At 69.8% G+C, this 12,423-nt stretch carries 11 protein-coding genes; 6 read left to right on the forward strand and 5 right to left on the reverse strand.

Features of this window, described 5'->3' with window-relative positions; translation table 11 throughout:
- Positions 1–2: 2 nt before the first annotated feature.
- Positions 3–677 carry a TetR family transcriptional regulator gene (locus ABZU75_RS02040; RefSeq protein ID WP_355548645.1) on the reverse strand — a complete coding sequence of 225 codons (675 nt, stop codon included), beginning with the start codon at positions 675–677 and terminating at the stop codon, positions 3–5.
- 82 nt (positions 678–759) lie between these two features.
- Here ABZU75_RS02040 and ABZU75_RS02045 point away from each other — a divergent pair, with 82 nt between their 5' ends.
- A complete protein-coding gene (locus ABZU75_RS02045; protein ID WP_355548312.1) occupies positions 760–2,196 on the forward strand; it encodes an MFS transporter in 1,437 nt (478 codons plus the stop codon).
- A gap of 228 nt (positions 2,197–2,424) precedes the next feature.
- The gene (locus ABZU75_RS02050) at positions 2,425–3,057 is read left to right on the forward strand and encodes a hypothetical protein (protein ID WP_355548315.1); all 633 of its coding nucleotides are present in this window, start codon (positions 2,425–2,427) and stop codon (positions 3,055–3,057) included.
- A gap of 87 nt (positions 3,058–3,144) precedes the next feature.
- Here ABZU75_RS02050 and ABZU75_RS02055 read toward each other — a convergent pair whose 3' ends face one another.
- On the reverse strand, positions 3,145–5,199 hold the full coding sequence (locus ABZU75_RS02055) for a PhoX family phosphatase (protein WP_355548648.1): 2,055 nt from the start codon (positions 5,197–5,199) through the stop codon (positions 3,145–3,147).
- Positions 5,200–5,386: 187 nt separating this feature from the next.
- Here ABZU75_RS02055 and ABZU75_RS02060 point away from each other — a divergent pair, with 187 nt between their 5' ends.
- Entirely contained in the window at positions 5,387–5,842 is a 456-nt protein-coding gene (locus ABZU75_RS02060; RefSeq protein ID WP_355548651.1) for a sterol carrier family protein, read from the forward strand.
- A gap of 54 nt (positions 5,843–5,896) precedes the next feature.
- Here the strand turns inward: ABZU75_RS02060 and ABZU75_RS02065 are convergent, their stop codons facing one another.
- Positions 5,897–6,901: a hypothetical protein gene (locus ABZU75_RS02065; RefSeq protein ID WP_355548318.1), complete on the reverse strand. Its 1,005-nt coding sequence runs from the start codon at positions 6,899–6,901 to the stop codon at positions 5,897–5,899.
- Positions 6,902–7,061: 160 nt separating this feature from the next.
- On the opposite strand from ABZU75_RS02065, the gene purF reads away from it, so the two are divergent.
- Positions 7,062–8,507, forward strand: coding sequence for an amidophosphoribosyltransferase (gene purF / locus ABZU75_RS02070; RefSeq protein ID WP_355548321.1), 1,446 nt, complete (start codon positions 7,062–7,064; stop codon positions 8,505–8,507).
- 43 nt (positions 8,508–8,550) lie between these two features.
- Positions 8,551–9,576 carry a phosphoribosylformylglycinamidine cyclo-ligase gene (gene purM, locus ABZU75_RS02075; RefSeq protein WP_350929752.1) on the forward strand — a complete coding sequence of 342 codons (1,026 nt, stop codon included), beginning with the start codon at positions 8,551–8,553 and terminating at the stop codon, positions 9,574–9,576.
- Between the two features lie 177 nt (positions 9,577–9,753).
- Here purM and ABZU75_RS02080 read toward each other — a convergent pair whose 3' ends face one another.
- Together ABZU75_RS02080 and ABZU75_RS02085 are read right to left on the reverse strand one after the other, a co-directional pair.
- Positions 9,754–9,987: a DUF3073 domain-containing protein gene (locus tag ABZU75_RS02080; RefSeq protein WP_030917477.1), complete on the reverse strand. Its 234-nt coding sequence runs from the start codon at positions 9,985–9,987 to the stop codon at positions 9,754–9,756.
- Between the two features lie 150 nt (positions 9,988–10,137).
- Positions 10,138–11,241 (reverse strand): Glu/Leu/Phe/Val dehydrogenase dimerization domain-containing protein, encoded by a 1,104-nt coding sequence (locus ABZU75_RS02085; protein ID WP_355548326.1) that lies wholly within the window; start codon positions 11,239–11,241, stop codon positions 10,138–10,140.
- 263 nt (positions 11,242–11,504) lie between these two features.
- Between ABZU75_RS02085 and ABZU75_RS02090 the strand changes: the two genes are divergently transcribed.
- On the forward strand, positions 11,505–12,362 hold the full coding sequence (locus ABZU75_RS02090; protein WP_355548329.1) for a hypothetical protein: 858 nt from the start codon (positions 11,505–11,507) through the stop codon (positions 12,360–12,362).
- Positions 12,363–12,423: the final 61 nt, after the last annotated feature.

Raw genomic sequence — 12,423 nt, forward strand, 5'->3', positions numbered from 1 at the left:
GGTCAGCGCTCGCCGGAGCGGGCGGACAGCGTCTCGATGCCCGCCATGAGGAGGTCGACGCCGAATGTGTCGTAGAGGTCGGGACGGCCGTCCTCGGAGAGGGGGACGGCCATCTCCACGATGTGCGGGTAGACGTCCGGCGGTAGTGACTGGAGCCTGACACGCTTGAGCCGCGTCCGCTCGGCCGCCTCCCGCTCGGTGAGCCCGGGGACACAGTGCTTCGTCGGACCGGCTGCCAGCGAGATCGCGCCCTGGAGCAGGAACTGGGAGATCAGGCAGCTCTCCTCGTAGGAGAATCCACCGCGCTTGGCCAGGCCGAGGGCCATGTCCCACACTCGCAGGAAGGCGGGCACCTCCATGTGGTCGACCTCGCTCAGCACGCCCGCCGCGCACGGGTGGCGCCGGAGCACCCTGACCAGACCGGCGACGAGCCCGCGGAGCCGCTCCTGCCACGGGCCCGCGTAGTCCCCCCCGTCGTCCCGGATCACGAAGCCCTCGACCAGGTGATCGGCCATGCCGACGGTCAACTGCTCCTTGTTCTTGAAGTGCCAGTAGAGCGCCATCGGGGTGACACCCAACTCCTGGGCGAGCCGCCGGATGGTCACCGCCTGTAGCCCTTCGGCGTCGCCGATCTCCAGCGCCTGCTCGACTACCGCCTCGCGGGTCAGTTTTCCCATCACGCTTGACAACTATACGCCGTACGGGTTCAACTGTGCACCGTACATGTACGACGTATAAGTACAACGTAGAGGGCGAGGAATGACAGACAGTCGCAGGTGGTGGGCTCTGGGAGCGATCTCGCTGGCCACCTTCATGACCTATCTCGACAACAACGTGGTGAACGTGGCACTGCCGACGATCCAGCGCGACCTCGGGCTGAGCATCTCGGGGCTGGAATGGATCGTGAGCGGCTACATCCTGGTGTTCGCCGGGTTGGTGCTCGTCGGCGGGCGCCTGGCCGATGTCTTCGGGCGGCGGCGGATCTTCCTGATCGGCCTGGTCGTGTTCACCGCGGCGTCGTTCGCCGCCGGGATGGCCACCGGCGGCGGCATGCTGATCGCCACCAGGGCGGTGCAGGGCGTGGGGGCGGCCTTCCTCACTCCCACGGCGCTGGCGCTGCTCACCTCGATCTTCCCGGACACCAGGGAGCGCGCGACGGCGGTCGGCCTGTGGAGCGCGGTCGGCGCGCTGGCCCTCGCCCTGGGGCCGCTGACCGGCGGGTTCATCAGCGAGCACTGGCACTGGGGCTGGATCTATCTCATCAACGTGCCGATCGGCGCCGTGACGCTCGGGCTCGGGCTCTGGGCGATCAGGACGCCCTCCGACGAGCCGGTACGGCGCGGCCTCGACGTCCCGGGCCTGGTGACGTCGAGTCTGGCCCTGTTCGCGCTGACCTACGCGCTCATCGAGGGTGCGGGGGCCGGGTGGACCTCGCCGGAGATCCTGGGCGCGTTCGGGATCGCGGCCCTGTCCGCGCTTGCCTTCGTGACGATCGAACTGAGGAGCCGGGAGCCGATGATCGACCTGTCGCTGTTCCGGTCGCGGGTGTTCAGCGGAGGCACGCTGTCAATGGGCCTGTGGTCGTTCGGGGTGTTCGGGATCTACTTCTTTACCGCGCTGTACCTGCAGAACGCCCTGGGCTTCTCACCCATCGAGGCCGGGGCGGCGTTCGTGCCGATGGCACTGTTGATGGCCGTCACCGCCGCCGTGGCCCCAAGGCTGGACCGGGCCCTGGGAACCGCGCGGACCGTGGCGGCCGGGCTCCTGCTGATGGCCGTGGCGATCTTCGGAATCTCCTTCGTCGGGCAGGACGGGTCGTTCGGCGACCTGCTGCCCTGGTTCCTCGTCTACGGGCTGGGCGGCGGCATGCTGGTGCCGCTCACCACGGCGATCCTGGGCACGCTCCCCGCGGGCAGGTCGGGGGTCGCCTCGGGCGTGCTGAATGTCTCACGCGAGATCTTCGGTCTGCTCGGGATCACGATTCTGGGGGCGATCCTCAGCGCGCGCCAGGCCACGTTCCTGGCCGAGGGGGCCGGGCAGCTGACCGCCTTCCTGGACGCGTACCGGTACACGCTGGTCGTCGCCGCGCTCATCGTGCTGGTGGGAGTGCCGGTCAGCCTGCTGTCACTGCGGACTCCCCGCTCCCCGGAGCGGCCCGTCACACCCGCCGAGCGCCCGGCGGTACCGATCGGCTAGAACCGGGACCGGCTCGCGCCCTTCTTGGGAGGGCCCGAGCCGGTACGGATCGCGTTCGTCACAGCGCGGCTCCCTCCTATATGCGGCATGACCGACATAATTGAGATGGTCGGCCCGGTCGGATCGGACACCTGGTGTCCTGCCCCGGGTCGTCCCGCTCCCCCTCGAAACCCACGTCACGCCGCTCGGCGAGCACGTCGCCACCTGGGCGTCCGGCAGGAGGAGCACATGCGTTCCGTCACACTGATGGGAGTGGCCGCCGCACTCATGATGGGTTCGGGTGTCCTGGCCGAGCCGGGTGCCGCCCCCACGCCAACCCCCAGCACCACACCCAGCCCCACCGCCACACCCACCGCCACACCCACCGCCACACCCACCGCCACACCCAGCGTCACGACCAGCGCCACATCCACGTCCGGCGCCACGACCAACGTCACCAGCAAAACCAACCAGACAGTGAAAATGCCCCCTATAGGGGGCAGGAACACCATCCCCAAGGCGCTGAAGAACGTCCCGTCGCTCCGCATCCTTCCCCCGTGGCCCCGCCAGGCCAGCCACGTCCGGATATTCGTGCACTGCCCTCCCTCGTCGAACCACGCGATCGTCGGCTCCACCGCGCTCAACCTGAAGGGGTCGAACCGTATCTACCGGGAGATCGGGGTAGGACTCTCCGACCGGGGATTGGCACACCGCGCCGCGTCCATCTCCTACTTCGCCCTGCCCGGACCCCACGGAGCCTGCCTGAAGTGCGTGAAGGTCACGATGAACAAGAAAACCCGGATCAGGCGGATCCGGGTGACCGGCCGGGCCTCTGCCCCGCTCTTCGTACGGAGGTTCAGCATCTGGCAGTTCTTCGACTGATCGGGTGTCGCCAACGGGTCCGATCCTCGTGGCTCTCACCTGAGCCACGAGGATCAGACCAGTGCTTCCCGGAAGCGGAGACGGCGATCAGGAGCCGATCTTGCCGCCCTTCGCGTGCCAGGCGACCACGACGGACGGGCGGGGCTGGGAGGTGCCGCCGTCCGGCCAGTGGCTGCTGGGAGCCTCGGGGGTGGCGCCGTTGGTCTCGCCGGGGTGCTGCACGGCCACGAAGACGCTGCGCTGGTCCGCGCTGACCAGCGGGCCGCAGGTCTCCGCGCCGACCGGCACGCTCAGGAACTGCTTGAGGTGGCCGCGCTCGGAACCGCGGACCGGCATGACGAACAGGCCGTCGTTGGCACCGAGCTGGCTGCCGTCCGTGGCGATCCAGAGGTTGCCGTCGGCGTCGAAGGCCACGTTGTCCGGGCAGGAGATCGCCGAGACCTTGGTCTTGTCGAACCCGGCGAAGTAGGTCGCGGGGTCGTTCGGATCGCCACAGACCAGCGGCAGGGACCAGGCGAAGGTCGTGGCCCCGGCGTCGTTCCGCCGCTCGACGATCTCCAGGATGTGGCCGTGCTTGTTGGCCGGGCGCGGGTTGGCCTCGTCCACCTGGGCCGGAGTCCGGTTGGTGTTGTTGGTCAGCGCCACGTAGACGCCGCCGGTGACGGGGTTGCGCTCCACGTCCTCGGGACGGTCCATCTTGGTCGCCCCGACCTTGTCGGCCGCCACCCGGGTGTAGACGAGCACCTCCGCGGCCGTCATCCCCGGCACGTGCGAGACGTTACCGGTGACCAGCGGGATCCACTCGCCCGAGCCGTCGAACTGCCCGTCGGCCGGGAGCCTGCCGGTGCCGTCGATCTCGGTGGCGGGGCTGTCTCCGGTGAATCTGGCCACGTACAGCGTGCCGTCGTCCAGCAGGTCCCGGTTGTTCCGGTCGAAGCCGGGAATGTAGCGCTTCCTGGAGACGAACTTGTAGACGTACTCGAACCGGGAGTCGTCCCCCATGTAGGCCACCACCCGGCCGTCGGCGGCCAGGGAGGTGGTGGCGCCCTCGTGGGCCAGCCTGCCCAGGGCGGTGCGCTTGATCGGGGTGGAGTCCGGATCGAACGGGTCGATCTCCACGATCCAGCCGGTACGGTTGATCTCGTTCGGGTGTTTCGCCAGGTCGAACCGGTCCTCGACCCGGTCGAACCTGCGGTTTCCACTCGGGATGCCCGTCGTGGCGCTCACCCCGTACCGGGTGAGGTAGGGCTTCTGCGCCTCGGGCACGCCGTTGCCGTTGACGAAGTACTGGTTGAAGTTCTCCTCGCCACTGAGCACCGTGCCCCACGGCGTGGTGCCGCCCGCGCAGTTGTTCAGCATGCCGACCGGCGTGGTGCCCTTCGGGTCGGCCGCGGTCTTCAGCAGGTCGCTGCCGGCCGCCGGGCCGGTGAACCTCATCCGGGTCTGCACGGTGATGCGACGGTTGTAGCGACGGGAGCCCTTGGTCACCAGCCTCCACTGGCCGGAGGCGCCCACCCGCTCGACCTCGACCACCGAGCCGCCGTGCGCGGCCATCGCGATCCTGATCTGCTCCTCCGTCGCGGCGGTGCCGTCCGTGTAACCGCGGAACATCAGGTTCTCGTCGGTGTACTCGTGGTTGACCCAGAGCAGGCCACGGTGCTGCCCCAGTTGGAAGAGCGTCACGTAGTCGCAGTTGTAGCCGAACTGCTTGGCCTGCGCGGCGGCCGTCTGGTTCTCGAAGTCGAACGCCGGAGCGCCGGGCAGCACCGGGTCACCCCAGCCCACCACGACCGCCGACAGGTAGCCCGTGGGGACCGTCACCTTGTCGTCGGTGTTCGGCGCGATGGCGGTGAAGCGCGGGCCGCCCTTCCGGCCGGTGGCCTTCGCCCCCCGGTCCGGGTCGGCGACGGCCGGGAGCGCCGTACCGACCCCCACCCCGGCGACGACGGCGCCCAGGGCGCCCGCGCGCAGCACCCCGCGCCGGGTCATCGCCTCGGCGACCACGTCGCCGAAGTAGGTGTTGTCACTGGTGTTCATCACATCGTGGGCGCACTGGTCACCGCAACGGAACCGGCAGGTGAGCGCGCTGCGGCCACCCTTGTGAGGGCTCATGAGCAGGGGCAGCAGGCGGCGCGGCGACATGTTCGCCACAGGGTCCTCCAAAAAGGGGTGGAGTCTTACCGCCCGGACGCTACGTGCGCCGGCCAAACCTGAGGTGAACGACATTTGCCCGGACGGTGAACCGTTCGGTGGAGCGGGCCCGGCGATCATCGGAATCAAGCAGCTCGGCGGTGTCCTGTCGTCGGGACGGCCCGCTCCGGCGGGCATCATGGAGGGCGTGCCGCCTTACAAGCCCGACCCCGCCAAGGTTCACGCCGCTCTCGACACCCAGCTGAGCTCCCTCGACGAGCCGCCCTACGACGGTCCTACCGGGGTCACGGCGCTGCTGGACGCCTGCGTGAGCGTGGTGCTGCGAGCCTTCGAGCACGAGATCCGCCCGGAACGGGAGATCACCCGCTTCGCCGTACGGCACCTGCTGGACAGGCTGGCGACGGCCGCTCCCGGCCGGACCGTCGAGGTCCGGGTCCCGCCCTACGCGGCGGTGCAGTGCGTGGCAGGTCCCCGGCACACCCGCGGCACCCCGCCCAACGTGGTGGAGACCGACGCGCGCACCTGGCTGGACCTGGCCACCGGCCGTCTGACCTGGTCCGCGGCGATGGCCGCCGGTAAGGTCGCGGCGAGCGGAGCCCGCGCCGACCTGTCGGAGCACCTGCCGCTGCGATAGCTCTGCGCACAGCGGGACGGCGAGCCCCCTGAAGGCCCGCCGTCCCGCCGCCCCTCAGGGGGTGGGCTGGATCCGGACGCCGAACCTGTCCTCGATGCAGCGCTGCTGTAGCTCCGGTGGCAGGTTGGCGCAGTCGCCGATCTTGCTGTAGAGCCAGCTCAGGAACGCCGCCGCGATGATCAGAGTGAGGACGCTCAGCGCTATGCCCACCCAGGCCCTGCCCGGGGCGGACTTCTTGACGAGCGCGACGATGCCGACGATCAGGCCGACGATCGCCACCAGCACACCGAGGCCGCAGACGACGAGCGACACGATGGCCACGATCCCGAGCACGAGCGCGGCGGTGCCGAGCCCGTCGCTCTGCCTGCGCCCCTCACCCGGATACGCCGGGTAAGGCGCGGCGCCCGGATAGGCGGGCATGCCAGGCGGCGGGTACGGCGGCGGCTGGTAGGGGCCTGGCGCGCCCTGAGGCGGCTGGTAGGGGCCCTCCGCGGACGGCGTCTGCGGGCCGGGACCTCCGTAGGGCTGCCCGGCCTGCTGGGCCTCCCCGTATCTCGGCTGCTCCCCGTAGCCGTGCCGGCCCGAATAGCCCGGCTGGGGAGTGCCGGGAGCGGGCTCGGTGGGCTCGGTGGGCCGAGGCTGGGCCGCGGGTTCCGCTGAGGGCTCAGGCGGTTCGTAGCGCGAGGGCTGGGTGGGGCCGGGGTGGTCAGGGCCGCCCGGAGCCTCCGAGGCGCCCTCCCAGCCGGGATACGCGGCGGGCGTGGCACCGGGCACGGGGTGCGGCGGCCGTTCCTCCGGTTCGGGGACTTCCCGCTCCCGCCCACCGGACTCCGGCGTCTCGTCCCCCTTGGGGGCGTCCGGATCACCGGCCTGGTCAGGCTGGGGGACCTCCGGCGCGACCGGCGTGTCCGGATGCGGCGGCACCCTCGGCTCTTCGGGAACGGGGGGCGGTGGCCGGTTCGGCGTCTCGCCGGGGTCGGGTACGGGCGACTCGGGATCCGGCTCCTTCCACGGCTCCCGCCGCGGATCGGGCTGGTTCGGGTCCACAGGTGTTGTCACGTCTCTTCTCCCGACGCTTGGGCATGCCGGATATCTCACACTCCCCTGTCACCTGCCGACGAAACAGGCTGACACGGCAAAACACCGATGATCGTTCGGTCAGGGTGCGACATGCCACGGAACGGACCCTAGGTGCGAGCAGGGAAGAAGCCGACCTAGAATGAAGCATGTGTTGAAGGGCGACGGCCATCTGAGCCATGACCTTGACCCCCACGACCGGCCTCCGAAGGACGCATGTGGCGTCTTCGGGGTCTGGGCTCCTGGGGAGGAAGTCTCCAAACTCACCTACTACGGACTGTACGCGTTACAGCACCGCGGTCAGGAGTCCGCGGGCATCGCGGTCAGCGAGGGCAGCAGGATCCTCGTCTACAAGGACATGGGACTGGTCTCCCAGGTCTTCGACGAGTCCGTGCTCGGCACCCTCCGCGGCCACCTGGCGATCGGCCACTGCCGCTACTCGACGACCGGGTCGAGCGTCTGGGAGAACGCGCAGCCGACGCTGAGCTCGACCGAGGGTGGCGGGCTCGCACTCGCCCACAACGGAAACCTGATCAACACCCCGGTGCTGGCCAGGCGTCTGGCCCCGGGTTCCACCCGGGCGACCACCGACACCGAGGTGCTGACGTCGCTGCTGGCCCAGGATCGCAGCCAGTCCATCGACGACGCGGCCGCCGAACTTCTTCCGCAGGTCAGGGGCGCCTACTCGCTCGTCTTCATGGACGAGCGGACACTTTACGCGGCCCGTGACCCCCAGGGCGTCCGCCCGCTGGTCCTGGGGCGCCTGGAGCGCGGCTGGGTGGTCGCCTCCGAGACCGCGGCCCTGGACATCGTGGGCGCCACGTTCGTCCGCGAGATCGAACCGGGTGAGCTGATCACCATCGACGAGCGCGGCGTGCGCTCGCGGAAGTTCGCGCTCGCCGAACCCAAGGGCTGCCTGTTCGAGTACGTCTACCTGGCCCGTCCGGACACCACGATCGCCGGGCGCGGCGTGCAGACCACGCGCGTCGAGATCGGCCGCATGCTGGCCCGCGAGCACCCGGTCGAGGCCGACCTGGTCATCCCCACGCCAGAGTCGGGCACCCCCGCCGCCGTCGGCTACGCCGAGGAGAGCGGGATCCCGTACGGCCAGGGCCTGGTCAAGAACTCCTACGTGGGCCGGACCTTCATCCAGCCGTCCCAGACGATCCGCCAGCTGGGCATCCGCCTGAAGCTCAACCCGCTGAAGGAGGTCGTCGCCGGCAAGCGTCTGGTCGTCGTGGACGACTCGATCGTCCGGGGCAACACCCAGCGGGCGATCGTCAAGATGCTGCGCGAGGCGGGCGCCAGGGAGGTGCACGTCCGGATCTCCTCCCCGCCGGTCAGCTGGCCGTGCTTCTACGGCATCGACTTCGCCACCCGGGCCGAGCTGATCGCCGGTTCGCTCAGCGTGGAGGAGATCCGCGCCTCGCTCGGCGCCGACTCGCTCGGATACATCTCGCTGGAGGGCCTGACCAAGGCCACCACGATCCCCGCCGACCGGCTCTGCCGCGCCTGCTTCGACGGTAACTACCCGATCCCGATCGACCAGGACAACGTGGGCAAATACGTGCTGGAGGCCAAGCATTGAGCAGGTCAGGCAGTCAGACCGCCCGGCCGACGAGAGAGGCCCCATGACCAGCTACGCGGCCGCAGGAGTGGACATCGACGCGGGTGAGCGCGCCGTCGAGCTGATGAGGTCGAAGGTCGCGCGGGCCCGGCGGCCCGAGGTCGTGGACGACGCCAGCGGCTTCGCCGGCCTCTTCGACGCCTCGGCCCTGCTGTCGTACCGGCGGCCGCTGCTCACCACGTCGACCGACGGCGTCGGCACCAAGGTCATGCTGGCCCAGCGGCTGGGCAAGCACGACACGATCGGCCTCGACCTGGTCGGCATGGTCGTGGACGACCTGGTGGTCTGCGGCGCCGAGCCGCTGTTCATGACCGACTACATCGCCTGCGGCAAGGTCGTTCCCGAGCGGATCGCCGAGATCGTGGGCGGCATCGCCGAGGGCTGCCGCCTGGCGGGCTGTGCCCTCATCGGCGGGGAGACCGCCGAGCACCCCGGAGCCATGGGCGCCGACGAGTACGACCTCGCGGGCGCCGCCACCGGCGTGGTGGAGGCCGACCGGATGCTCGGCCGGGACAGGGTCCGCGAGGGCGACGTGGTCCTCGCGCTGGCCTCCTCCGGCGTGCACTCCAACGGCTACTCGCTGGTCCGGCACATCATCGACCGGGCCGGGCTGTCGCTGGAGGCCGAACTGCCCGAGCTGGGCCGGACACTGGGCGAGGAGCTGCTGGAGCCGACCAGGATCTACTCACTCGACTGCCTGGAGCTGGCCCGCACGGTCGACGTCCACGCGTACGCGCACATCACGGGCGGCGGCCTGGCGAGCAACCTGGCCCGTTCGCTGCCCGACGGGCTGGACGCGCTGCTCGACCGCTCGTCATGGACCCCGCCCGCCGTCTTCGAGGTGCTCGCCGGACACGGCCAGGTGGCCCAGGCCGACATGGACCGCACGTTCAACCTGGGCGTGGGCATGACCGCGATCGTCGCCGCGGAGGCCGTGCAGCCCGCCCTGGCGCTGCTCGGCGAGCGTGACCTTCCGGCCTGGGTGCTCGGCGAGATCGTCGAGGGCTCCGGCCAGGCACGTTTCCGATGACCCGATGGATCTTCCCCGCCCCGGGCCGGGGCGGGGAAGATCCCGGATGAGTCGAGTACCACGAAAAGCGCCCCGGACCACCGGAGCGCCGCATATTGTCGACTCCCAGCGAGAAGGACACCCGGCCGCTATGTGCTCACCGCCGGGTGCCCTGCTCACCGTCAAACCGAAACCCGCCTAGCGGCGCCCGGATGTCCCGTCGTCGCGGTCATCCTTGGAGCCGAAGTCATCGGCGTAATCGGCGTACCGATCCGCCAGCTCGTCGTAGGCGTCGTTGGAGTCGTCGTTGTGGTTGGAGTCATCTCTGACTCCGAGCTCGTCGCGAAGACGCTCAAGATCAGTGCCACCGCTGTTGTACTTCAGCTGGCGAGCAACCTTGACCTGCTTGGCCTTTGCTCGGCCGCGCCCCATTGGCTCGACCCCCTCGTGTGGGGTCGTGCCCGACCCCTCGTCGCTAACGCACCACGCACTGACGCCACCTGACTTGAGGCGCCAGCTCTCGTTCGCCTACAACCGTACCCGTTTTACGCCCGGCTCGGTACGCCGTATGGGCGTGTGGGGCTAGTGGCCCAGCCAAATGCCCCTAATTCGCCCGACTTCCGACATTCTTCGCTCAGCCAGCCTATCGGCTGCGACAGCCGGAGGAACGCCGTCCTCCGCCGCAGTGGAGAAGATCTTAAGAGTCGTGTCGTAGATCTGGGTGGCCTTTGCCCGCGCCCGGTCCATGTTGAACCCGGCGATCTCGTCCGCGACCTGGATCACCCCGCCGGAGTTGACCACGTAGTCGGGCGCGTAGAGGATTCCCCGGTCGGCGAGCTGCTTCTCCACCCCGGGATGGGCCAGCTGGTTGTTGGCCCCGCCGCAGACGATCGTGGCGCGCAGGCGGGCCACCGTCTCGTCGTCCAGCGCCCCGCCGAGGGAGCACGGCGCGTAGACGTCGATGTCGGATCCGGTGAGCTCCAGCCGGTCTGCGACCACCTCCACCCGCGGGTGGCGCCGCAGCAGCCGCTCCACGGCCGCCTCGCTCACGTCGCAGACCACGACCTCGGCGCCGTCCTCGACCAGGTGATCGACCAGGCGGTGGCCGACCTTGCCCACGCCCTCGACACCGACGCGCCTGCCGCGCAGCGTCGGCGTGCCGTAGGCGTACTCGGCGGCGGCGCGCATGCCCTGGAAAACGCCGTAGGCGGTCAGGATCGACGAGTCCCCGGCTCCGCCGTTGGCCAGCGTGCGGCCGGTCACGTAGGAGCTCTCGCGGGCCACGACGTCCATGTCCTCGCTGTAGGTGCCGACGTCACACGCGGTGTAGTAGCGGCCCCCGAGCGACTGGACGAACCGGCCGTAGGCGCGCAGCAGCGCCTCGCTCTTGTCCTTCGCCGGGTCGCCGATGATGACGGCCTTGCCGCCACCGAGGTCGAGTCCCGCCAGGGCGTTCTTGTAGGCCATCGCCCGTGAGAGATTGAGCACGTCCGCCAGCGCGGCCTGCTCGCTCTCGTAGGGGTAGAACCTGGTGCCGCCCAGGCCTGGGCCCAGGGCCGTGTTGTGGATGGCGATGATGGCCCGCAGGCCACTGTGCTCGTCGGAGCAGAAAACGACCTGCTCGTGCCTGTTCTGGCCGGTTACCGGGCCCGCGTCCTTGTGGGACAGCCCGAAGACGTCGGTCACTGTGGTGACTCCCAGTCGTCAGTTCCCGCCGCTCCGTCGCGGCGGAGATCACCTTCAGCGTAACCACAACCCCGCAGCGGGACGACTCACGCGAAGGTCTCATCACGTTTGACGAGGGGGCCGCCGGGTACGCCGCCTCGCCGCCGTGGCTCCCGCGTTCGAAACGGTCAGGCTCTCGAAGGAGCGGAGGAGTCGCCCGGACGGCGGCCACGAAAGCCGGTCCGGTACGGACAGCGGCCCGTCGTTCGTGACACGATGCGGACGTGCTGCCCTACGCCGCGTACCTCCGCGTCTACGAGCCACTGGTCGCGTTCACCCCCGCGGAGCGCGTCTCGTGGGCCGCCTACGCCGAGGCGGCCGACCGACCGCGCCGAGCCGGCGCCCTCCACGCCGAACACGGCGAGGCGGTGCGGCGCCTCCTGGGGATCCCACCGACCCCGGCACCCGCCCAGGAGAGCCCCAACGCCTATCTGAGGCGCGTGGAGGAGGTCCTGTACGTCTGCCCATGGCAGAGCAGGCTGAGGTCGTGGCTGGCCTTCTCACGCTTCCGTGGGGCGACCCCGCCCAAGCTGATGGAGCGGTTCGTGCCACCCGCCGTCGCGGAGCAGACCGCCGACGACTTCGACCGGTTCAAGCGCCGTACCGACTCGGCCGCGCTGCGCACGCACATCCGCGGCTCCACCTGGCACGTTCCGACCTCGTGGTTCGTCCCCTTCGACGGCAACGAGCGCTGGCTGGTCATCGACGGCGACGGGGGCCAGGGGGGCACGACCACCACGCGCAATCTGATCTACGTCACCTCCATGGCCCATGCCAGGCGCCGCAGCGCCCGTGCCCTGCAGATCATCAGGAGGCAGGTCGGCGAGGTCTCGATCACCGCCGAGGTCGAGGACGTGGCGCGCTGGCTGGAGGAGTTCCACCCGCATTCGCTGGTCGAGCTCGACTACGGCGGCATCGTCAACCTCATGGACGACGAGACGCTCCAGGCCGACGAGTCCGTGGCGGAGCTCGCGGCGGCGCTGACAGGTCTGGAAAAAGGCGAGGAAGAACTGGCGTTCGCCATGTACCAGCGCGTCATCCTCCGCTGGCGATCAATACAACTTCTCGAATCGGCAAACTGACTCGCAAATCATCCCTTCGACCTGCGTAAGTAGGTCCGTCGATGACCGGGGATGCACCTAC

Origin of the sequence: Streptosporangium sp. NPDC005286 (assembly GCF_040607515.1) — a bacterium.
Classification (GTDB): Bacteria; Actinomycetota; Actinomycetes; order Streptosporangiales; family Streptosporangiaceae; genus Streptosporangium.